General features: G+C 63.6%; 18 protein-coding genes. 13 read left to right on the forward strand and 5 right to left on the reverse strand.

All coding sequences use genetic code 11. The features are described from left to right. Positions 1–15: 15 nt before the first annotated feature. From NOX35_RS07065 to NOX35_RS07085, 5 genes are all read right to left on the reverse strand, one after another. Positions 16–828 (reverse strand): DNA/RNA non-specific endonuclease, encoded by an 813-nt coding sequence (locus tag NOX35_RS07065; RefSeq protein WP_256496893.1) that lies wholly within the window; start codon positions 826–828, stop codon positions 16–18. A 301-nt stretch (positions 829–1,129) separates the two neighbouring features. Continuing rightward, complete coding sequence (locus NOX35_RS07070) at positions 1,130–1,897, reverse strand: hypothetical protein (protein WP_182286147.1); 768 nt, start codon at positions 1,895–1,897, stop codon at positions 1,130–1,132. 12 nt (positions 1,898–1,909) lie between these two features. After that, positions 1,910–2,347, reverse strand: coding sequence for an RNA-binding S4 domain-containing protein (locus NOX35_RS07075; protein ID WP_034349508.1), 438 nt, complete (start codon positions 2,345–2,347; stop codon positions 1,910–1,912). Positions 2,348–2,379: 32 nt separating this feature from the next. Then, a complete protein-coding gene (locus NOX35_RS07080) occupies positions 2,380–3,855 on the reverse strand; it encodes a sensor histidine kinase (RefSeq protein WP_182286148.1) in 1,476 nt (491 codons plus the stop codon). Next, a complete protein-coding gene (locus NOX35_RS07085) occupies positions 3,852–4,553 on the reverse strand; it encodes a response regulator transcription factor (protein ID WP_182286149.1) in 702 nt (233 codons plus the stop codon). Before NOX35_RS07085 ends, NOX35_RS07080 begins: the two co-directional genes overlap by 4 nt. Before the next feature lie 135 nt (positions 4,554–4,688). Between NOX35_RS07085 and NOX35_RS07090 the strand changes: the two genes are divergently transcribed. The 13 genes from NOX35_RS07090 to NOX35_RS07150 all read left to right on the forward strand — a co-directional run bounded on the left by NOX35_RS07090 (position 4,689) and on the right by NOX35_RS07150 (position 21,388). Then, complete coding sequence (locus NOX35_RS07090; protein ID WP_003057571.1) at positions 4,689–5,654, forward strand: tripartite tricarboxylate transporter substrate binding protein; 966 nt, start codon at positions 4,689–4,691, stop codon at positions 5,652–5,654. Between the two features lie 241 nt (positions 5,655–5,895). Beyond that, a complete protein-coding gene (locus NOX35_RS07095; RefSeq protein WP_182286150.1) occupies positions 5,896–6,489 on the forward strand; it encodes a tripartite tricarboxylate transporter TctB family protein in 594 nt (197 codons plus the stop codon). Next, positions 6,489–8,006, forward strand: coding sequence for a tripartite tricarboxylate transporter permease (locus NOX35_RS07100; RefSeq protein WP_182286151.1), 1,518 nt, complete (start codon positions 6,489–6,491; stop codon positions 8,004–8,006). The genes NOX35_RS07095 and NOX35_RS07100 overlap by 1 nt, the downstream gene beginning before the upstream one ends. Before the next feature lie 220 nt (positions 8,007–8,226). Next, positions 8,227–9,750, forward strand: coding sequence for a sigma-54-dependent Fis family transcriptional regulator (locus NOX35_RS07105; protein WP_182286152.1), 1,524 nt, complete (start codon positions 8,227–8,229; stop codon positions 9,748–9,750). A gap of 85 nt (positions 9,751–9,835) precedes the next feature. Beyond that, entirely contained in the window at positions 9,836–11,824 is a 1,989-nt protein-coding gene (locus tag NOX35_RS07110) for an acetoacetate--CoA ligase (RefSeq protein ID WP_256496217.1), read from the forward strand. 47 nt (positions 11,825–11,871) lie between these two features. Further along, entirely contained in the window at positions 11,872–12,753 is an 882-nt protein-coding gene (locus tag NOX35_RS07115) for an amidohydrolase family protein (RefSeq protein ID WP_034357944.1), read from the forward strand. 247 nt (positions 12,754–13,000) lie between these two features. Beyond that, positions 13,001–14,188, forward strand: a complete 1,188-nt coding sequence (locus tag NOX35_RS07120; RefSeq protein WP_256496218.1) for a substrate-binding domain-containing protein — start codon at positions 13,001–13,003, stop codon at positions 14,186–14,188. A gap of 139 nt (positions 14,189–14,327) precedes the next feature. Continuing rightward, positions 14,328–15,158, forward strand: coding sequence for an ABC transporter ATP-binding protein (locus NOX35_RS07125; protein WP_256496219.1), 831 nt, complete (start codon positions 14,328–14,330; stop codon positions 15,156–15,158). Beyond that, positions 15,155–15,880, forward strand: a complete 726-nt coding sequence (locus NOX35_RS07130; protein WP_256496220.1) for an ABC transporter ATP-binding protein — start codon at positions 15,155–15,157, stop codon at positions 15,878–15,880. The genes NOX35_RS07125 and NOX35_RS07130 overlap by 4 nt, the downstream gene beginning before the upstream one ends. A 94-nt stretch (positions 15,881–15,974) precedes the next feature. Further along, positions 15,975–16,958, forward strand: coding sequence for a branched-chain amino acid ABC transporter permease (locus tag NOX35_RS07135; protein ID WP_256496221.1), 984 nt, complete (start codon positions 15,975–15,977; stop codon positions 16,956–16,958). A 156-nt stretch (positions 16,959–17,114) separates the two neighbouring features. Beyond that, complete coding sequence (locus NOX35_RS07140) at positions 17,115–18,185, forward strand: branched-chain amino acid ABC transporter permease (protein ID WP_256496222.1); 1,071 nt, start codon at positions 17,115–17,117, stop codon at positions 18,183–18,185. A gap of 57 nt (positions 18,186–18,242) precedes the next feature. Beyond that, positions 18,243–20,381 carry a D-(-)-3-hydroxybutyrate oligomer hydrolase gene (locus tag NOX35_RS07145; protein WP_256496223.1) on the forward strand — a complete coding sequence of 713 codons (2,139 nt, stop codon included), beginning with the start codon at positions 18,243–18,245 and terminating at the stop codon, positions 20,379–20,381. 92 nt (positions 20,382–20,473) lie between these two features. After that, on the forward strand, positions 20,474–21,388 hold the full coding sequence (locus NOX35_RS07150) for an alpha/beta fold hydrolase (protein ID WP_256496224.1): 915 nt from the start codon (positions 20,474–20,476) through the stop codon (positions 21,386–21,388). The last annotated feature ends 9 nt before the right edge of the window (positions 21,389–21,397 follow it).

A 21,397-nucleotide genomic window follows, 5' to 3' on the forward strand; every position in this document is an offset into this window, starting at 1 on the left:
TGGGGACACGGGAAATCAGTGTGGCTGCGCAGGGAGCATGGATGTCTGCTGGAGCTTGCCCGAGGCTTGCAGCGCAGCGCCGGGCAGGAATTCGATGCCGGTGCGACGCACCAGCTCCGCGTAGCTGATGGGCTCGGTGACGCGGGCCGCATCATCATTGGCCTGCCAGTGCGCCCAGGCACGCTGGCTCTGAGCGTCATAGACCAGCTTGTAGAGAAAGCTGGGCACACGCACCTGGTTGTGGCCAACGGAGGCCGCGCCGGCATCAAAGACCGGGCCGGTGATGATGTAGACATCGCCCTGGGCCCGTTGCGCATAGCTGCGCGTGTCTTTTTCGATGCGGGCCCAGGGGCCGCTGTTCTGCTTGATGGACTGGGGCACCATATTGGCCAGCGAGAAGCTCTGGGCCATGGCCTGTGCGGTCGGCATGTCGCCAGCGGGAGCCATGTGGCCGCGTGAGTAGCCGGAGCGCTTGTAGTCGTCCAGCTCGGCGCGTTCATCGCGGGGCAGGCGGGCGTCGCTGTAGAACTTGTTGGTGCGCTTTTCGTCGGCATCGGCGACCAGGGCCTTGTTCAGACGCTGAGCGACGAAGACGGGAGTCTTGTTCTGGCCGCTGTGCAGCACGGCAAACGCGTCATAGCACAGCGCACGCAGCTTGGGCTGATCGCTGAGCACGGGGGCTTTGCCATTGGCAAAGAACTGCGGGCATTGCTCAAAGCCCTGCGTGCTGCGCGTGGGATTCTTGACCTGGATGAGCGATGCGGGGCTGGCCGCTGCCGAGGGCGCAGGCATCCTGGCGGAGCAGGCTACGCTGCCGATGACCAGCATTGCGAGGCCGGCATGGCGCAGCCATCTGGGAATCAGTGAGGACGGAGAGGAAAGCGGTGCTGAAAAAACGGAAGACATGCGCGAGGAAGGCCGAGGGAGATGAAAAGAGTGCCAGCAGCCCAGGCGCAGGAGCGAGTCTGGCCGTCATCAAGGATGATTGATTGCTACTTGAATAAGAGCTGCTTGCGCAAGATTTGAAAGATTTTCAAGGTAAAAGTTTCCTGAAAAGCTTTGGAATAAAGCGCTAAGTGCTCATATTTTATGAGGGATAGGCTTCGCCGCAGCCGATCTCCGGTCCGGCTCAGGTCGCCAAGCTGCGGATCCCCGAAGGCATTCCATGCATGAGCAGGATCTGCAGTGCGGCTTGGGTCTGATGGTGCAGCTGCTTGAGCGCCTCATCTTTCTGGGGCGGCAAAATGTACTGGCCCTGTGCGTTCCTGGCGTAGGGCTTGCCCAGAATGTCGGCCATATCGATCTGGTAGTAGCTGCGGTCGCCATACGGGCGCTTGCCGTCGATATAGGGCAAGGGCCAGATCGCCTGGCCGTCTTCCTCCTCGGCCAAGACATAAGGCAGGTCATCGGTACCGACTTCTCGCCACAGGGCGGCATGCAGCAGCGTCAGGTGTTCGGGACGAAAGTCGAAGCTGCTGTCTGGCGCCTGACCTGAGAAGTCGGGCGGCAAGGCATAGCGACCGGGCGCCAAGGTGGCGTTTGCCACAAACTCCGGCAGCCAAAGGCAGACTTCGGCCAGGAGCCGGGTGGCCAGAGCAGGATCGTGAATGCGCAGCACTTGCTGGGCTGTGTCGAGGGTGGACAGATCGCCGCCAAAGGGCTGCACGGGATCGAAGCCGGGTGCCCCAGACTCTATGGGCATCCACTGCACCCGCAGCAGGCGTATCAGCTGCAGATGCTGGGCGCTCAGTGGCGGCAGCGCCTGACTGAAGACCATCTGGATCACGGATCGACGTTCGGTACTGCCCGGACGCTTGCGCAGCCACGACCAGCTCAAGGCGCCGGTTGCCGCAACTGCCAGGGTCGAGAGCGTGGAGATCAGCAGCCTGCGCTTCATGGGTGAAGGCTTTCAGTCATCGATGGAAGCGCTCCAGCGGTCGCCCCAGCCACTGCTGCGCTGCACGCGGTCGATCTCCCGGCGGTCACGCTTGGTGGGGCGGCCGGTGTGCTGGGCCGCCAGTGCTTCGGCGGGCTCGGGGGCCAGACGGCGCTGTTCGGCCAGCTGTTCTCGCTGGGCAATGCTTTGCGCCGTTTCCTCGTACAGCTGCTGGGCCACGGGTGCCGGGCCGCGCATGCCGCTCAGCCCGCGCACTATGACTTCCCTGGGAATATTGCCCTGGCGCAGGTGGATGTGGTCGCCCGGGCGGATTTCACGCGAGGCCTTGGCATTGGCGTTGTTGACCGTGACCCGGCCTTTGCCAATTTCCTCCACAGCCAGGCTGCGGGTCTTGTAGAACCGTGCGCACCATAGCCATTTGTCCAGACGCATGGATTCAGTTTCACTCATGTCGGTATTTTGCGGCGTGAAGGGATGGCGATTCAAGTCAGAGCAGTATCCATGTCCAGGGTATCGCCATTGTGCAGGGGCAGCTGAATCAGCGCCTGCAGGCCACGCACGCGGCCAAGTTCGTCGTGCAGATTGCGCAGCTCGATCTGGCCGCCCAGGGTTTGCACGATCTCCTGGCAGATGGCCAGGCCCAGGCCCGAGCCGCTGCGCGCGTTGCCCGCCGAAAAAGGCTGGAACAGCCGCTGGGCCAGTTCATCGTCGATGCCGCTGCCGCTGTCTTCGATACTCAGCTGGGCCATGCCGTTGCGCGCGCGCACATCGACCTGCAGACTCCCGTGCCTGGGTGTGTGGCGTATGGCGTTGTGCAGCAGGTTGCGGGTCAACTCTCGCAGCATCCATTCATGGGCGGCGACGCAGCAGGCCTGGGTTTCGATGCCGAAGTCCATGTCGTGATCGGCAATCAGCGGGGATAGCTCCAGCGCCACGTCGCGCACGATATGGTCGAGCTGGGCGAGCATGGCGCTGTTCTGGTTGCTGTCTTCCTGGCGCAACTGCTCGACCTTGGCCAGGGCCAGCATCTGGTTGGCGACGCGGGTGGCGCGGTCCACCGTGTCGTCAATCTCGGCAAAGGCCTGGGCCGGTGGAATATCGCCGCGCTTGGCCGACTGCACCTGAACCTTGAGCACGGCCAGCGGCGTGCGCAGCTGGTGCGAGGCGTCGCGCACAAAGCGCTTCTGGTTGCTCAGCAGTCCTTGCAGGCGCTGCATGGTCTGGTTGGTGGCTTCCAGCAGGGGCTGGACTTCGCGCGGCATCTCGGGTGCAGCCAGCGGACTCAGATCTCCCTGGGCACGGCCTTGCAGGTCCTGGCTGAGCTGGCGTATGGGCTGGGTGGCGCGCTGCACCACAATGATGACGATCAGCGCGACGACCAGCACCAGCAGGGCCTGACGAATCAGGGTGTCACGCAGAATCTGCAAGGCCAGAGATTCGCGCAGCTCCAGGGTTTCAGCCACCTGGATCACGGCCATGCCGCGTCCGTCGGCACTGGCAACCGGCTGCAGCAGCACGGCCACGCGCACGGGGTGGCCGCGAAACTCGTCGTCATAGAAGTCCACCAGCGCCGCATAGGGAGGGCGCTGCGGAATCCTGCCGTTCCAGACAGGCAGCTCCGCAAAGCCCGAAATCAGCTGACCGTCCAATGTGGAGACGCGGTAGAACATGCGGCTCTGGTTGTCGGCCTCGAAGATTTCCAGCGCCGAATAGGGAACGATGGCGCGCAGCTGTGCCTGATCGTCGTATCCGGTGACGCCGATCTGTTCGCTGATGCTTTTGGCCGAGGCCAGCAGGGTTCTGTCATAAGCCGTGTGCAGCGATGTCAGGGTCTGCTGATAGAGGCTCCAGGCGTTGAGGGCAATCAGCGCCAGCACGGGCAGCAGGATGCCGGTGAGCAGCAGGCGCCGCAGCGACCAGGCTGTCCTGGGCCGCGTCCTTCCCGGACTGGCTGTCATGCCGCTGCCTCGGCCTTGACCAGATAGCCCAGACCGCGCAGGGTGACCAGTTGCACGCCGGTGCCGCCCAGCTTTTTGCGCAGGCGGTAGGCCACGACTTCCACGGCCTCGTATTGCACATCGACCTCGCCAGGGAAGACCAGGCTGAACAGCCGCTCCTTGGTGACCGCATGGCCGGGGCGTGCCAGCAGCGCATGCATCATGGACAGCTCGCGCGGCGTCAGCTCCAGGACCTTGCCGTCGAGATAGATTGCGCCGCTTTCCTTCTCATAGCGCAATGCACCGAGGACGATGGCCTCGGAACCCGATCGGGGTGTGAAGCTATCCTGGCTGCGGCGCAGCAGGGCGCGCAGGCGCGCTTCCAGTTCGTCGAGGTCAAAGGGCTTGGCCAGATAGTCGTCGGCACCGGCGTTCAGCCCCATGACGCGGTCGCCCACGGTGCCGCGCGCGGTCAGGATCAGCACCGGCGTGCGCAGGCCCAGGGCGCGGGCGCGCTCCAGCACCTGCAGGCCGTCGAGGCCGGGCAGACTCAGGTCCAGCACCACGGCATCGGGTTCGCGGGCCTGCCAGTGAGCAAGGGCACTGGGGCCGTCGGCCGCCACATCCACATGCAGGCCGCGGCGCATCAGGGTGCGCTGCAGCGTGGTGCGCATGGCGGAATCATCTTCAACAAGCAGTAATTGCATGCTGCCGAACATAGCACTGCGCTGCGAATGCGCAGACAAGTCGTGAAACTACCGGGCTTGCTTAAGGGATAGCCCTAGGTGATTGGACAGCTGTTTGACAGGCAGGCTGTCCATGATTGCACCCACTAACTACATAAGGAGTACATCATGCGTCGTGATACGTTTCTGAAGTCTCTGGCAGCCCTGGCGGCGGCCGGTGCTTTGCCCCTGTCGGCCCAGGCCGCGGCGGCCATCAAGATGATGCTGCCCGCCAACCCGGGTGGCGGCTGGGACACGACAGGCCGTGCCTTGGGCAAGGCCTTGCAGGACGCAGGTGTGGCTTCTTCCGTTACTTATGACAACAAGGGCGGCGCTGCCGGCGCCATCGGTCTGGCCCAGTTCGTCAACGGCAGCAAGGGCGATCCCAATGCCATGATGGTCATGGGCGCCGTGATGCTGGGCGGCATCATTACCGGCAAGCCTCCCGTCAATCTGAGCCAGGCCACGCCTCTGGCGCGCCTGACCAGCGAATACAACGTGTTTGTGCTGCCCGCCAATTCGCCGTTCAAGAACATGGCGGAAGTGGTGGCCCAGCTCAAGAAGGATCCCGGTTCCGTCAAGTGGGGCGGTGGCTCTCGCGGCTCCACCGAGCACATTGCTGCGGCCATGATTGCCCGTGAAGTGGGCGTGGACCCTGCCAAGATCAACTACGTGGCTTTCCGTGGGGGCGGCGAGGCTATCTCTGCCATCCTGGGCGGCAACGTCACCGTGGGCGGCAGCGGCTTCAGCGAGTTTGCCGAATACATCGCGACCGGCAAGATGAAGCCCATCGGGGTGACCTCGGCCCAGCGCCTCAAGGGTGCGGCGTCCAGCGTTCCCACGCTCAAGGAGCAGGGCATCAACGTGGAAATCGGCAACTGGCGCGGTGTCTATGGTGCTCCCGGTATTTCCAAGGCCCAGCGCGACGAACTGGTCGCACAGATCGAAAAGGCCACCAAGAGCAAGGCCTGGGCTGAAGCGCTGCAGAAGAACGACTGGACACCTGCCTGGCTGGGCGGCGATGCCTTTGGCAAGTTCGTGGACGACGAGTTCGCCAGCCTGCGCGCCACCATGGCCAAGTCCGGCATGATCTGATGATCACCAGGCCGCTGCGTTCTGCAGCGGCCCTTGGAGCGTGAACACGCTCCATGGACATGGCACAGGGCTGGCGACTTCAGCCCTGATCGCGTTGTGTCCTGCTGTTTCTCCCCGCACTGATTGATGGCCTGCCCCTGACGGCGCAAGCCAGGGTTTGTGCAACCCCATGATGCCGTGGGAGCTGCCGCAAGGCGGCTCTGGCGGGTTCCGAAAACCATTGAAATCACACACATTCATCATGTCTGATTCCTTCCAAGATCTGGCCCGGGCAGCGGAGGCCGCACAGGTTTCGGCCTATGCAGACCCCGACGAGCCGCAGAGCCCCAACGTACCGTCCAAGAGAGCGCAAACCATTGTCGGTGCAGGCGTGCTGCTGGTTGCTGCGGGACTGGCCTTTGGCGCACTGCAGATTCCTTCGGACTCCGGCTACGGCGGCGTCGGTCCCAATTTCCTGCCCTGGGTCTGCGCAGTGGTGCTGGGTATCTGCGGTGCCCTGCTGATCTGGGAAGCACGCAGCGGTGGTTTTCGCCATGCGGCCGACCCGGGCGGCCAGCCCAAGGCCGACATCCTGCCCTTTGCCTGGGTCTCGGCCGGTCTGCTGGTGAATGCGGCCTTGATCAGTACCCTGGGCTTTGTTTTCAGCTGCACCATCTGCTATGTGCTGGCCGTGCAGGGCTTGCGCCGAGCCGCGCATCAGCCGCAGGCGTCCGCACCGGCCACCTGGGTCAAGGATGTGATCACGGGGCTGCTGATTGCGGCACCGGTGTTCTGGATGTTTACCAAGTTCCTGGCCATCAATCTGCCTGGCCTGACTGAAACGGGGTGGCTGTAATGGATATTTTCAATGCTTTGATGGCTGGCTTTGCCACGGCCATCACGCCCGCGAATCTGCTGTGGGCTCTGGTGGGCTGTGCCCTGGGTACGGCCGTGGGCGTGCTGCCCGGTATCGGCCCGGCCGTGGCCGTGGCCATGCTGCTGCCCATCACCGCCAAGGTGGATGTGACGGCATCCATGATCTTTTTTGCCGGCATTTACTACGGTGCCATGTATGGCGGCTCGACCACCTCGATTCTGCTGAACACTCCCGGTGAGACGGCATCCATGGTCACCGCCATGGAAGGCAACAAGATGGCCAAGAGCGGCCGAGCCGGGGCGGCGCTGGCAACCGCTGCGATCGGCTCGTTTTTCGCGGGTACCTTTGCCACCGTGGTGGTGACCATGTTTGCTCCCTATGTCGCCGACTTTGCCGTGAAGCTGGGCCCGCCCGAGTACTTCATGCTGATGGTGCTGGCCTTCACCACCGTGAGCGCCGTGCTGGGCCAAAGCTCGCTGCGCGGCATGACGGCGCTGTTTGTCGGCCTGGCTGCAGGCTGCATCGGCATGGACCAGATCTCCGGTGCTGCGCGCTATACCGGCGGCAAGATGGAACTGCTGGACGGCATCGACATCGTGCTCGTGGCCGTGGGTCTGTTTGCCGTGGCCGAAGTGCTGTATGCAGCCATGTATGAAGGCAAGGTCGAGGAGTCGCAGAACAAGCTGACCCGTGTGCACATGACCAAGCGTGACTGGAAGCGTTCCTGGCCCGCCTGGATGCGCGGCACGCTGCTGGGCACACCGTTTGGCTGCATTCCCGCTGGCGGCACCGAGATCCCGACCTTTCTGAGCTACGCGACCGAGAAGAAGCTGGCCAAGGGCGAGGACAAGGCCGAGTTCGGCGGCAAGGGCGCCATCGAAGGCGTGGCCGGTCCGGAAGCTGCCAATAACGCGACCGTGACCGCAGCCCTGATTCCGCTGCTGACTCTGGGCATTCCCACCAGCAACACCACGGCCGTGCTGCTGGGCGCTTTCCAGAACTACGGCATCAACCCCGGCCCCCAGCTGTTCACCAGCTCTGCGGCCCTGGTCTGGGCGCTGATTGCCTCGCTGTACATCGGCAACGTGATGCTGCTGGTGCTCAACCTGCCCATGGTGGGCCTGTGGGTCAAGCTGCTGAAGATTCCGCGTCCCCAGCTGTATGCCGGCATTTTGATCTTCGCAACGGTCGGTGCCTACGGCATGCGCCAGAGCGCTTTCGATCTGTTCCTGCTTTACGGTATTGGCTTGCTCGGTGTGATCATGCGCCGCTTCGACTTCCCCACCGCTCCCGTGGTGGTGGGCATGATCCTCGGCCCTCTGGCCGAAGCGCAGATGCGCAACGCAGTGTCGATCGGCGAGGGCAGCTGGTGGATCTTCCTGCAGCGACCCATGTCGCTGACGCTGATCATCATTGTGCTGGCCGTGCTGATCATTCCCCGTGTGCTCAAGCGCCTGTCGGAGGCCAAACAGGCCCGGGAGGCAAGCGCCGCCTGAGTCCCGTTTCCTAGCCTGCTGCGGGTGCTTCACGCATGGAGCCCGTTGCATTCATATCCCCTGTTCGGTGAGCCGGACAGGGGATTTTTTTATGAAGGCAGACTCAAGCATTGGTTTGAATGCGCTATCTTGCTCATGTATTGATAGTGTGCAAGAGGCGCTAGAGGTCTGTGCCGATGGTTTTGGGGTAATGTCGCCCTACCATGGCGCGATGATGGAAATGAGCCAACTGCTACCCAACGATTTCGCTTGCGAGCTGCCCGACGATGCCGACGGCATCTATGCATTGGCGGCTCGGTCCATGTTTCAGCTGTTCTCGTCAATGAGCCAGGGCATGTTTCTGGTCGACAGAAGCGGGCGCATTGTCTGGGTCAACAAAGGCTACGAGCGCTTTCTGCCGCGCCTGGGCGTGGCCGGTGTGGGCGACTTTCTCGGGCATATGGTGGAGGAGGTCATCCCCAACACGCAGATGCGCAGCGTGCTGGAGACCGGCAAGCCTGTCCTGATCGATCTGCTGACCAATAGTGCCGGGACCTTTGTCGTCAGTCGCCTGCCGCTGCATGACGACGAAGGAGGCGTGATCGGTGCCATCGGCATTGTGCTGTTCGATCAGCCCGAGACGACCCTGCAGCCGCTGATCAGCAAGTTCGCGATGCTGCAGCGCGATCTCGATGAAGCGCGGCGCGAGCTGGCTGCCCAGCGCAGCCGCAGCTTGCAGGCGTCGGTACAGGGTTCGCGCCGCAGCAAATACAGCTTTGCCAGTTTTGTGGGCAGCAGCCCGGCTGCGGTCGAGGTCAAGCGCCAGGCGCGGCGGGCGGCCCAGTCCATGAGCCCTGTGCTGCTGCTGGGCGAGACCGGTACTGGCAAGGAGGTGCTGGCCCATGCCATCCATGCCGCATCGGCGCGGTCTGCCGGTCCATTTGTGAGCGTCAATATCGCGGCCATTCCCGAGACGCTGCTGGAGGCCGAATTCTTCGGCGTGGCGCCGGGCGCATTTACCGGGGCCGAGCGCAAGACGCGCGATGGCAAGTTCAAGCTCGCCGATGGCGGCACCCTGTTTCTCGACGAAATCGGCGACATGCCCGCCAGTCTGCAGGCCAAGCTGCTGCGCGCCTTGCAGGAGGGAGAGATCGAGCCGCTGGGCTCCAACCAGATCGTGCATTTCGATGTGCGCGTGGTGGCCGCCACCTCTCGGGATCTGCTGCAGATGGTGCGCGACGGGCGCTTCCGCGAAGACCTGTTCTACCGGCTGCATGTGCTGCCCGTTCGCGTGCCGCCGCTGCGCGAGCGCAGCAGCGATATCCCGGCCCTGGTGGAAGTGCTCTGCGAGGATCTGGCGCTGCGCAACGACATGGTTCCGCCGGAGCTGGGAAAGGGGGCGCTGGAATTGCTGGTCGCACAGGCCTGGCGGGGCAATATTCGCGAGCTGCGCAATGTGCTGGAGCAGGCCGCCATGCGCTGCGATGACTCGCACATCGATGCCGGCCTGCTGGCGCAGGTGCTGCGCTCGTCCGGGGTGGAGCTTCAGGCGCCGCATCGGCAGCCCCTGACTCAGGAGACCATGGCGGCGATGCCAGCGGCGGGTGATCTGCTCAAGCCGCTGGCCGAGCAAATGGCCGATCTCGAAACCCGCGCCATACGGGCCGCAATGCAGGCCCATGGGGGCAACAAGCTGGCCGTTGCAAGGACGCTCGGCATATCGCGCGCCAAGCTGTATCACCGGCTCGAGAAGCTGAATTTATGAGCCATGCTAGGGATTGCCCTTGGTGGGCAGGGCTTTGTTTGTTTATATAGTTATAAAAAATATCTAATTTGAGTCCGGAGACAGCATGGCATTGGTACAAGGGCAGGAATTGTGGAGGCCCACGCAGCAACAGCAGGAGCTAAGCGGCCTGTGGCATTACATGGACTGGCTGCGCGACAGCCGTGGCCGTGACTTCCCCGACTATGAGGCGCTGTGGCAATGGTCGGCAACCGATATCGAAGGCTTTTGGCGCTCCATCTGGGACTATTTCGACATTCAGGCCGATGGTGACCCGACGCAGGTGCTAGCCAGCCGCAAGATGCCCGGTGCGCAGTGGTTTCCCGAAACCCGGCTCAACTACGCCGAACACATCTTCCGCCAGGCCAGCGACCAGCGTCCGGCCATCATTGCGCGCTGCGAGGGCCAGACCCCGGTCGAAGTCTCCTGGCAGCAGCTGCAGCGCGATGTGGGCGCCTTGGCGGCAAGCCTGCGCGGTCTGGGCATAGGGCGTGGCGATCGCGTGGTGGCCTATCTGCCCAATGTGCCGCAGACCGTGGTGGCGTTTCTGGCCTGTGCCAGCATTGGCGCCATCTGGTCCAGCTGCGCGCCGGAGATGGGCGTATCCGTGGTGCTGGATCGCTTCCAGCAGATTGCGCCCAAGCTGATTTTCGCGACCGACAGCTATAGCTATGCCGGCAGGCAGTTCGATCGCCGTGAAGTGCTGGACGAGGTGCTCAGGGGACTGCCCGATATTGCCCAGGTGATTCATGTGCCGGGGCCCTTGTTCGGCAGCGATGCCGAACATGCGGCCGTGCCCTGGCGTGACTGCATGAGCTGGGCCGATGCAACGTGCCGTGCAGCGCCGCTGCAGTTCGAGCGCGTGCCGTTCTCCCATCCGCTGTGGGTGGTGTACTCGTCGGGAACCACCGGCCTGCCCAAGGCCATGGTGCACAGTCATGGCGGCATCGTGCTCACCCACCTCAAGACCAATCGCCTGCAGCACGATGTGTTGCCCGGCGATCGCTTCATGTTCCTGGGCAGCACGGGCTGGATTGTCTGGAACCTGATGATAGGCAGCCTGCTGGCCGGCGCGACCGTGATCCTGTCCGACGGCAACCCAACGGCGCCCAATGATGATGCGCTCTGGGACTTCATTGACCAATACCAGGTCAGCATCTTTGGCTGCGGCGCAGCCTTCCTCATCAAGAGCATGAAGGATGGTGTCTCGCCCAAGAAGGGGCGCCAGTTCGAGAAGCTGCGTGCCATCAACTCCACGGGCTCGCCACTGCCTCTCGATGCCTATGCCTGGGTCTATGAGAACGTCAAAAGCGATCTGTGGCTGGCTTCGATCAGTGGCGGCACGGATATCGCCTCGGGCTTTGTGGCCTGCGCGCCCATACTGCCCGTCAACGCGGGCGAGATTCAGTGCCGCGAACTCGGCGTGGCTGCCCATGCCTTCAACGAACAGGGCCAGAAGGTGGTGGCCGAGGTCGGCGAGCTGGTGATTACCGAGCCCATGCCCTCCATGCCTGTGTTCTTCTGGAATGACGAGAGCGGGGCGCGTTACCACGACAGCTATTTCGACGTGTTTGCCGGTTACTGGCGCCATGGTGACTGGATCGAGTTCAGCGAGCGCGGCACGGCTGTGATCTACGGACGCTCGGACAGCACCATCAACCGCTTCGGCATACGCATGGGCACAGCGGAGATCTACCGTGTCGTCGAAGAGCTTGACGCCGTCAAGGACAGCCTGGTGGTCGACCTTGAATACCTGGGCCGACCTTCCTTCATGCCGCTGTTCGTGACTCTGGCCGAAGGCCAGGCATTGACGGGCGAGCTGACTGCCCAGATCAAGAACGCCATCAAGACCAAGGCTTCGGCACGCCATGTGCCCAATGTGGTGGTACAAGTGGCCGAGATTCCGCGCACCCTCACCGGCAAGAAGATGGAGGTACCTGTGCGCAAGCTGCTGCTGGGAGCGGACGCGGCCAAGGTGGCCAGCCCCGATGCCATGGCCAATCCATCGAGTATTGATTTCTTTGTTCAATTTCGAGAGCAGGTGCCGCAGGCGTGACAAGCGCTTGAGGCTGATTTGACTTAATACCCAAAGCAGACCCACCCATGAACCATCAAGATCTGATCGCCATCGACTTCCATACCCATGCGGAAGTCAGCTGCCGCAATCCCTTTGACAGCTATGGCGAGGAGTACGACCGCGCGGCCGACAAATACTTCGGCAGCTCGCTGCGCCCGACCATCGCCGAAACCATTGCCTACTACCGCGAGCGCAAGATCGGTCTGGTGATGTTCACTGTGGACAGCGAGGCCCAACTGGGCCGCCGCCGCATCCCCAACGAAGAGATTGCCGATGCCGCACGCGAGAACAGCGACATGATGGTGGCGTTCGCCAGCATCGACCCGCACAAGGGCAAGATGGGTGCGCGCGAGGCCGAACGCCTGATCACCGAATGCGGCGTCAAGGGCTTCAAGTTCCATCCCACGGTGCAGGGCTTTCATCCCTATGACCGCATGGCCTGGCCCATCTACGAGGTCATCAACCACTACAAGCTGCCCGCCATCTTCCACACCGGCCACAGCGGCATCGGCAGCGGCATGAAGTGTGGCGGCGGCCTGCGCCTAGCCTACAGCAACCCCATGCTGCTGGACGACGTGGCTGTGGACTTCGGCGATATGCAGATCGTCATGGCCCATCCCAGCTTTCCCTGGCAGGACGAGGCGATCTCGGTGGCGCTGCACAAGCCCAATGTCTGGATCGATCTTTCGGGCTGGAGTCCCAAGTATTTCCCCAAGCAGCTGGTGCAGTACGCCAACACCTTGCTCAAGGACCGTGTGCTGTTCGGCAGCGACTTCCCGCTAATCACGCCCGAGCGCTGGATGAAGGACTTCGAGGTCGCCGGCTTCAAGCCCGAGGTCATGCCCGGCATTCTCAAGGACAACGCCGTACGGCTGCTGGAGCTGGACAGAAAACGCGATGCCGCATGAAAGCTCAAAGGATCACCCCGGTGGTCCTTTTTTCATGGAGCTTGAACTTTGACCGAGGCGAGGCCTGAAGCAGTGTATTGAAATTGTGCAGTGTCTTTTTTTAAGGCATTTTTTGTCTGATTTTCAGGCAATCTGGATGCGAGCTGAAACAAGACTCAGAGGAAAACCAGACTGGCACGAAGACTGCTAACTGCACACCATACAAAGACAAGCGGACACACCGCATCCATCCTCAAGGAGACAACACATGCACAAGCGCAGCCTGTTGCAGGCGGCCGTTCTGGCGGCCATGGTGGTTCATGTTCCCGGCGCCCTGGCGCAATCTGAAATCCGCATTGCCCATGTCTACAGCAAGACCGGGCCGCTGGAGGCCTATGGCAAGCAGACGCAGGCGGGGTTGCTGATGGGGCTTGAATACGCCACGGGCGGCAGCATGACGGTGGCAGGCAAGAAGCTGGTGGTGATCGAGAAAGACGACCAGGGCAAGCCCGACCTGGGCAAGAGCCTGCTGGCCGCCGCCTATTCCGACGACAAGGCCGATCTGGCTGTCGGCCCCAGCGCGTCGGGTGTGGCGCTGGCCATGCTGCCCGTGGCCGAGGAGTACAAGAAGATCCTGATTGTCGAGCCCGCCGTGGCCGATTCCATCACCGGCGACAAGTGGAACAAATACATCTTCCGCACCGGACGCAACTCCAGCCAGGATGCGATCAGCAATGCCGTAGCCATCGACAAGCCCGGAGTGACGATTGCGACACTGGCCCAGGACAATGCCTTCGGCCGCGACGGCGTAAAGGCCTTCAAGGAAGCGGTCAAGAAGGGCAAGCTGGTGCATGAAGAGTATCTGCCCGCAGCCACCACCGATTTCACGGCCGGCGCCCAGCGCCTGATCGACAGGCTCAAGGATGTTCCGGGCAAGAAGGTGATCTGGATTGTCTGGGCCGGTGCCGGCAATCCCTTCAAGATCGTCGACATGGACCTCAAGCGCTACGGCATCGAGATTGCGACGGGCGGCAACATACTGCCCGCCATGGCCGCCTACAAGAATCTGCCGGGCATGGAGGGCGCCACCTACTATTACTTCGGCATTCCCAAGAATCCGGTGAACGAAGCCATGGTCTCCATGAGCTACAAGCAGTTCAAGGCTCCGCCGGACTTCTTCACGGCGGGCGGCTTCTCGGCCGCCATGGCCATTGTCACAGCACTCAAGAAGAGTGGCGGCGACACCAGGACCAACATCTTGATCAAGGCCATGGAAGGCATGAGCTTCGATACACCCAAGGGCGTCATGACCTTCCGCAAGGAAGATCACCAGGCCATGCAGAGCATGTACCACTTCAGGATCAAGAACGATCCGGCCATGGCCTGGGGCGTGCCCGAGCTGGTGCGCGAGATCAAGCCTGAGGAAATGAACGTTCCCGTGCGCAACGGGCGCTGACTGAGGGGCCCGCAATGCGGCGGGTGTCCATTCCACTTTTGATAGCTGATGGCGCTTGTCCACCAAGCGCTGGAGGCTGCTTTGGCCTGAAATTCTTGCAACTGCCTGCCGCCATGCCCGGAATCTCTCCTTTTCATCCATGCTGACCACAGACAAGCTCACCATCCGCTTTGGCGGCCATGTGGCGGTCAACAGCGTGACCTGCTCCTTCGAGCCGGGCACGCTGACGGCCATCGTCGGCCCCAATGGCGCGGGCAAGACCACTTACTTCAATCTGATCTCCGGGCAACTGCGGGCCACGGAGGGCCGGGTGTCGTTGCAGGGGCGCGACCTTACGGGCCTGCCGCCTTCGGCGCGCACGCGTGCCGGCCTTGGGCGGGCCTTTCAGCTCACGAATCTGTTTCCGGCCCTGTCGGTGCTGGAGAACGTGCGCCTGGCCGTGCAGGCCACGCGCCAGGGCGCGCACCGGCGTGGCATGAACCTCTGGAGCATCTGGAGCGACCACCGCGCATTGCTGGCGCGTGCGCAGCAAATCCTGGAGCAAGTGGCGCTGTGGGCGCGGCGCGATGAGCCGGTTTCGGCCCTGCCGCATGGCGACCAGCGCAAGCTTGAGGTGGCGCTGCTCATGGCGCTGGAGCCGCAGGTCTATATGTTTGACGAGCCCACGGCGGGCATGAGCCATGACGAGGCGCCGGTGATCCTCGACCTGATTCGCGAACTCAAGAAGGATCGCAGCAAGATCATTTTGCTGGTGGAGCACAAGATGGATGTGGTGCGCGAACTGGCTGACCGCATCATCGTGCTGACCAACGGCACGCTGGTGGCTGACGGCAAACCGGCCGAAGTCATTGCCTCGCCCGTGGTGCAGCAGGCGTACCTGGGGCTGACGCCCCAGGATGCCGTTGGCGGCACTGACGCTCCCCCCCATCCCAGCCTTCCCCCGTCCGGGGGAAGGGGAGAACAGCCATGAGCGAGCTACTGTTGGAACTCCAGGGCGTGCACACCCATATCGGCGCCTATCACATTCTCCACGGCGTGGACCTGGCTGTGCCGCGCGGCGAGGTCACCATGCTGCTGGGCCGCAATGGCGCGGGCAAGACCACCACGCTGCGCACCATCATGGGCCTGTGGCAGGCCGGCAAGGGCAGCATCCGTTTCGGCCGGCAGGACATCACGCGCCTGGCCACGCCGGCGATTGCCCAGCTCAACATCGCCTATGTGCCCGAGAACATGGGCATTTTTGCCGACCTCACGGTCAAGGAAAACCTGCTGCTGGCGGCACGCGCCGCCGCCCATGCGGGCCAGATGGATGCAGCCCGGCTGGATTGGATTTACCAGCTGTTCCCGGCAGTGCAGAAGTTCTGGAATGCGCCCGCTGGCAAGCTCAGCGGCGGGCAGAAGCAGATGGTGGCCGTGGCGCGCGCCATTGTCGAGCCGCGTGATCTGCTGATCGTCGACGAGCCCAGCAAGGGCCTGGCTCCCGCCATCATCAACAACATGATCGAGGCCCTTGCTCAGCTCAAGGCCAGCGGCGTGAGCATCTTGCTGGTGGAGCAGAACATCGACTTCGCCAAACGCCTGGGCGACGGCGTGGCCGTGATGGACAACGGCCGTGTCATTCACGCGGGCCGCATGGCCGATCTGGCGGCCGACGCGCAACTGCAGCAGTCGCTGCTGGGGCTGTCCTTATGAAGGCAATCGCATCGGACATGCCATCCGTCTTTATGTCTTACTCGCAAGCTGCCATTGATCTGGGCGTGTTGGCGGGCAATCGGAGGGAGCCTGCATGAGCTTCAAGGATATGGATTACAAGCCGCTGTTGCTGGTGCCGCTGCTGGCGCTGGTGACGCTGCCGCTGGTGGGCTCGCCCAGTACCTGGCTGACGCTGACGGTTGCGGGCCTGGCCATGGGCATGATCGTCTTCATCATCGCCTCGGGGCTGACCCTGGTGTTCGGCCTCATGGACGTGCTCAACTTCGGCCATGGCGTGTTCATCGCTCTGGGGGCTTTCGTTGCCACCAGCGTGCTCGGCGCCATGGGCGACTGGACGGGCTCGGCGCAGCTGTGGCGCAACCTGGTGGCCGTGCTGCCCGCCATGGTGATGGCCATGCTGGTGGCGGGTGCCCTGGGCTTGGCCTTCGAGCGCTTCATCGTGAGGCCCGTCTACGGCCAGCACCTCAAGCAGATTCTCATCACCATGGGCGGCATGATCATCGGCGAGGAGTTGATCAAGGTCATCTGGGGTCCACAGCAGATTCCGCTGCCGCTGCCCGAAGCCATGAAGGGGGCCTGGCTGCTGGGCGACGCGGCCGTGGAGAAATACCGGGTCTTCGCCGTGCTCGTGGGCGCCGCCGTGTTTGCGGTGCTGGCCTGGACTCTGGCGCGCACCAAGATCGGCCTGCTGATCCGCGCCGGCGTGCAGGACCGCGAGATGGTCGAGTCCCTGGGCTACCGTGTGCGCCGATTGTTCGTGGCCGTGTTTGTTGCGGGCTCGGCCCTGGCCGGGCTGGGTGGCGTGATGTGGGGCCTGTACCAGCAGAACGTGGTGGCGCAGATGGGTGCCCAGGTCAATGTGCTGATCTTCATCGTCATCATCATCGGCGGCCTGGGTAGCACGGGCGGCGCGCTGATCGGTGCGCTGCTTGTGGGACTGATGGCCAACTATGCGGGCTTTCTGGTGCCCAAGGTGGCGCTGTTTTCCAATATCGCGCTCATGGTGGCCGTCCTGCTGTGGCGTCCCCAAGGCATCTATCCGGTCGCCAACAGATGAGATACCCCCAGAGTCGCTTCGCGCCTTCCCCCTGGAAGGGGGACTCCACCCTCGCAGCGGGGCGGCGCGGCCGGCCCAGGCCCTTGCTCGGTGGCAACTGGCTTGGTGCATGCCGGCTGCATACGTGGCGCCATGAAAGTTTGAAAGGCTAGTCTGATGCTCAACCGTTTGCTCTCCGGCGACATGCCGCGCAGTCGCGTGCTGGCCGTGCTGCTGCTGGCCATCTTCGCGGGCCTGGCCGTGGCGCCGTTTCTCTTTCCCGGCGTCAAGGCGCTCAATGTGGCGGCCAAGGTGCTGATCTTTGTGGTGCTGGTGGCCAGCTTTGACCTGCTGCTTGGCTATACCGGCATCGTCAGCTTTGCCCACACCATGTTCTTCGGCATAGGCGCCTATGGTGTTGCCATTGCCTCAGGCCGGCTGGGGCCGGGCTGGGGGGCGCTGGCCCTGGGTCTGGGGGCTGCGCTGCTGGTGTCGCTGCTTTTGTCTCTGGCCATCGGCCTGTTCTCCCTGCGTGTGCGCGCCATCTTCTTCGCCATGATTACGCTGGCCGTGGCGGCTGCATTTCAGACCCTGGCGTCGCAGCTGTCGGACTGGACCGGAGGCGAGGACGGTCTGACCTTCAAGATGCCCGAATGGCTGTCACCCAGCTTCGAGCCTTTCGAGAACGAGATCTTCGGCATCCTCATCGACGGCAAGATTCTCAGCTACTACCTGCTGTTTGCCGTGGCCGTGGTTCTGGTACTGATGCTGCTGCGCATCGTCAATTCGCCGTTCGGCCGCGTGCTGCAAGCCATCCGCGAGAACGAATTCCGTGCCGAGGCCATTGGCTACCGCGTGGTGGTCTACCGTACCACCTCCAGCGTGCTGTCGGCCTTGTTCGCCTGCGTGGCAGGCGCCATGCTGGCCGTCTGGCTGCGCTACAACGGGCCAGATACCTCGCTCTCGTTCGAGATCATGATGGACTGCCTGCTCATCGTGGTGATCGGCGGCATGGGCACGATTTATGGCGCGGTGATCGGCTCTGTCATCTTTCTGGTCGCGCAAAGCTATCTGCAGGATTTGCTGCGGCTAGGCAGCGAAGCCGCCATCAGCCTGCCATGGCTGTCGGCCCTGCTGTCGCCGGACCGCTGGCTGCTGTGGCTGGGCCTGCTGTTCGTGCTCTCGGTCTACTACTTCCCTAGCGGCGTGGTTGGCCGGCTGCGCGCGGCTGCGGCGCGCAAACCCTGACATCTTTTACTGGCATCCCTTCTCTGACTGCTTTCACTACGACAGGAGACAAAGCCCATGCAGAAGACCTATGCGATTGCCTTGCCGCCCGCGGCCCTAGCGGTGCTGGCGGCTGCCGCGCTGACCGCCTGCGGGGGCGGCGATGGAGGCGAGCTCAATGCAAAGCCCGGCTACCTGGGCACGGTGCGGCAGCAGAGCTATGACGGCAGCAGCGATGACCTGCTGACCGCGGGCCTGGGCAAGAGCGGCCTGGCCGCGGCCACGGCGCCGGGCTTTGCGATTGCGCTCCAGCCCACGGCGGCCGAGCTGCGCCGCCTGGCCATTTACACCAATTACCGCGCCATGCTGGACATGACGGCCGCGGGTGGCTACGGCACGCTCTACGGCCCCAATGTGGATGCGCAGGGCCGGGTGACGGCCGGCGAAGGCAGGATTGCCGGCACCGAGTACATCGCGTTTTCGGACGACGGCTCGGGCCGCAGGAACGTCACGCTCATGGTGCAGGTGCCGGCCAGCTTCGACCCGAGCAAGGCCTGCATCATCACCGCCACGGCTTCGGGCTCGCGTGGCGTGTACGGCGCCATCACCACGGGCGAATGGGGGCTCAAGCGCGGCTGCGCGGTGGCTTATTCCGACAAGGGCACGGGCGCCGCTCCGCACGACCTCATGAACGACACCGTGCCACTGATCGACGGCACGCGCAGCACGGCTGCCGCAGCGGGCAAGCAGGCTGCATTCAATGCGGGACTCACGGCAGGCGAACTGGCCGCCTTCAACACTGCCACGCCCAACCGCTTTGCCTTCAAGCATGCGCACTCGGGCCAGAACCCAGAGAAGGACTGGGGCCGTACCACGCTGCAGGCCGTGGAGTTCGCCTACTACGTGCTCAACGAGCGCTATGGGGACCGCAACGTTCTGGGCGAACGCCTGCGGACGCTCAAGCCGAGCAACACCATCGTCATTGCATCAAGCATCTCCAACGGCGGCGGCGCGGCGATTGCCGCCGCCGAGCAGGACTCGCAGGGGCTGATCAACGGCGTGGCCGTGTCCGAGCCTGCGGTGGAGTTGCCTGCCAGCCCCGGCGTGAGCGTGCAGCGCGGCGGCACGGCACTGCCTGTGGTGGGCAAGACGCTGGTGGACTTCACGAGCTATGCCAATCTCTATCAACCCTGCGCCTCGCTGGCGGCATCGGTCAGCGGCTCGCCCTATGCGGCTGCGTTTGCTGCGGGCTTTGCCAGCGCGGCTCTGCCGATTGCGCCCAACCGCTGCGCGGCGCTCAGGACTGCCGGTTTGCTGAACGCCACGACCACGGCGGCCCAGGCCGAAGAAGCTTTGCAGAAGCTGCGCGACTATGGCTGGGAGCCGGAGTCCAGCGAGCTGCATGCCTCGCTGGCCGCCTTTGAGGTGGCGCCCGCTGTGTCGCTCACCTTTGCCAACTCGCTCTCGCGCGCCAGCGTGAAGGACAACCTCTGCGGCTACTCTTATGCCGGTGCGACGGCTGCGGGCGCAGTGACGCCGCTGGCCCCCGGGGCGCTGGCCAGCATGTTCTCCACGGGCAACGGCGTGCCGCCATCGAGTGGCGTGCAGCTCATCAACAACAAGGGCAAGTTCGGTGCCGCGCGCGATTTCCTCTCCGTCTCGATGGACTCGGGCGTGGTCGACTGGAACACGCCGGGTGCGCTGTGCCTGCGCAATCTCGTCACGGGCAACGATGGCGCCGCCAGGGCGCTGCAGGCCGGTATCGACGAGACAAGGCGCAACGGCAATCTGCAGGGCAAGCCGGCCATCATCGTCCATGGCCGTGCAGATGCGCTGCTGCCCGTGAACCACACGACGCGGCCCTATGTGGCGCTCAACCGGAAAGTGGAAGGCGCTGCCAGCAAGCTCAGCTACGTGGAGGTCACGAATGCCCAGCACTTCGACAGCTTCATCGGCCTGCCCACCGTGTTGCCGGGTTACGACACGCGTTACATACCGCTGCATGTCTATCTGAACCGCGCGCTCGATGCCATGTATGACCATCTTGCCAACGGCAAGGCGCTGCCGCCCAGCCAGGTGGTGCGCACCGTGCCGCGTGGTGGCAACCCGGGCCAGGCACCGGCCATACAGCCGGCCAATCTGCCGCTGATTGCCGGCACTCCGGCAGCGGCCGACAGGATAGAGGTCAGCGCTGGAGCCATTCGCGTGCCGGACTGATACGCATGACCGGCCGGTAGCTATGGCTGCCGGCCAACTACCGAATTTGATAGCTGATGGCGCTTGTCAAATAAGCGCTGGAGGCCTTTTTGATGCTGAAACCTGCCATGCCCAACAACTGCGCTTCTGCGGCCATCGTGCCGGCATCCCGCTATGCGAACTGCGCGGGCTATGAGATTCATTACCTTGACTGGCAGCCGCAAGGTCCGACCAAGGCCACGGTGATCGCCTGGCACGGACTGGCACGCACGGGCCGCGACATGGATGCACTGGCGCAGTTTCTCGTGGCGCAAGGCTATCGCGTCATCTGCCCTGATACGCTGGGCCGCGGCCTGAGCCAGTGGAGCCGCAACCCGCGCGAGGACTATCGGCTGCGCTTCTATGCCCTGCTGGCGCGCGAGCTGATGGATGCGCTGGCGCTGCAGCAGGTGCACTGGGTGGGGACCAGTATGGGCGGCGCGATAGGTACGGTCTGTGCGTCCGGCCTGTTCGAGCCGGATCTCAGGCACCGCATTCTCACGCTCACGCTCAACGACAATGCGCCCGAGCTGGCCGAGGCTGCGCTGGCCCGCATCAAGAGCTACGCCGGCCGCCCGCCGGTGTTCGACACCGTCGCCGAGCTGGAAGGCTTTTTCCGCGCAGCCTACAAGCCCTATGGCTGGCTCAGCGATTTCGAGTGGCGCAAGCTGACCGAGACCAGCACGCGTCGTTGCGATGACGGCCGCGTCACGCCGCATTACGACCCGCGCATGATCGAGCAGTTCACCGAGCATGACAACGACTATCTGCTCTGGGATCACTATGACGCGTTGCAACTGCCCGTGCTGTTGCTGCGCGGCGAGGAGTCCGATCTGGTGCTCAAGCCGGTGGCCGAGCAAATGCAGCAGCGCGGCCCCGGTGCCCGAGGTCTGCTGACCTGGCTGGAGGTGCCGGACTGCGGCCATGCGCCGGCGCTCAATGTGAACGCGCATTTCGAGGCCGTTCTGTCCCATCTGCACCAGGCCTGAAGCGCAACA

It is taken from the genome of Comamonas sp. C11, assembly GCF_024496285.1.
Lineage (GTDB): Bacteria > Pseudomonadota > Gammaproteobacteria > Burkholderiales > Burkholderiaceae_C > Comamonas > Comamonas testosteroni_F.

Excerpts from the sequence above, each read along its gene's own strand:
- NOX35_RS07065 (WP_256496893.1), bottom strand. The coding sequence starts at position 828 with ATGCTGGTCATCGGCAGCGTAGCCTGCTCCGCCAGGATGCCTGCGCCC.
- NOX35_RS07070 (WP_182286147.1), bottom strand. The coding sequence starts at position 1,897 with ATGAAGCGCAGGCTGCTGATCTCCACGCTCTCGACCCTGGCAGTTGCG.
- NOX35_RS07075 (WP_034349508.1), bottom strand. The coding sequence starts at position 2,347 with ATGAGTGAAACTGAATCCATGCGTCTGGACAAATGGCTATGGTGCGCA.
- NOX35_RS07080 (WP_182286148.1), bottom strand. The coding sequence starts at position 3,855 with ATGACAGCCAGTCCGGGAAGGACGCGGCCCAGGACAGCCTGGTCGCTG.
- NOX35_RS07085 (WP_182286149.1), bottom strand. The coding sequence starts at position 4,553 with ATGTTCGGCAGCATGCAATTACTGCTTGTTGAAGATGATTCCGCCATG.
- NOX35_RS07090 (WP_003057571.1), top strand. The coding sequence starts at position 4,689 with ATGCGTCGTGATACGTTTCTGAAGTCTCTGGCAGCCCTGGCGGCGGCC.
- NOX35_RS07095 (WP_182286150.1), top strand. The coding sequence starts at position 5,896 with ATGTCTGATTCCTTCCAAGATCTGGCCCGGGCAGCGGAGGCCGCACAG.
- NOX35_RS07100 (WP_182286151.1), top strand. The coding sequence starts at position 6,489 with ATGGATATTTTCAATGCTTTGATGGCTGGCTTTGCCACGGCCATCACG.
- NOX35_RS07105 (WP_182286152.1), top strand. The coding sequence starts at position 8,227 with ATGAGCCAACTGCTACCCAACGATTTCGCTTGCGAGCTGCCCGACGAT.
- NOX35_RS07110 (WP_256496217.1), top strand. The coding sequence starts at position 9,836 with ATGGCATTGGTACAAGGGCAGGAATTGTGGAGGCCCACGCAGCAACAG.
- NOX35_RS07115 (WP_034357944.1), top strand. The coding sequence starts at position 11,872 with ATGAACCATCAAGATCTGATCGCCATCGACTTCCATACCCATGCGGAA.
- NOX35_RS07120 (WP_256496218.1), top strand. The coding sequence starts at position 13,001 with ATGCACAAGCGCAGCCTGTTGCAGGCGGCCGTTCTGGCGGCCATGGTG.
- NOX35_RS07125 (WP_256496219.1), top strand. The coding sequence starts at position 14,328 with ATGCTGACCACAGACAAGCTCACCATCCGCTTTGGCGGCCATGTGGCG.
- NOX35_RS07130 (WP_256496220.1), top strand. The coding sequence starts at position 15,155 with ATGAGCGAGCTACTGTTGGAACTCCAGGGCGTGCACACCCATATCGGC.
- NOX35_RS07135 (WP_256496221.1), top strand. The coding sequence starts at position 15,975 with ATGAGCTTCAAGGATATGGATTACAAGCCGCTGTTGCTGGTGCCGCTG.
- NOX35_RS07140 (WP_256496222.1), top strand. The coding sequence starts at position 17,115 with ATGCTCAACCGTTTGCTCTCCGGCGACATGCCGCGCAGTCGCGTGCTG.
- NOX35_RS07145 (WP_256496223.1), top strand. The coding sequence starts at position 18,243 with ATGCAGAAGACCTATGCGATTGCCTTGCCGCCCGCGGCCCTAGCGGTG.
- NOX35_RS07150 (WP_256496224.1), top strand. The coding sequence starts at position 20,474 with ATGCTGAAACCTGCCATGCCCAACAACTGCGCTTCTGCGGCCATCGTG.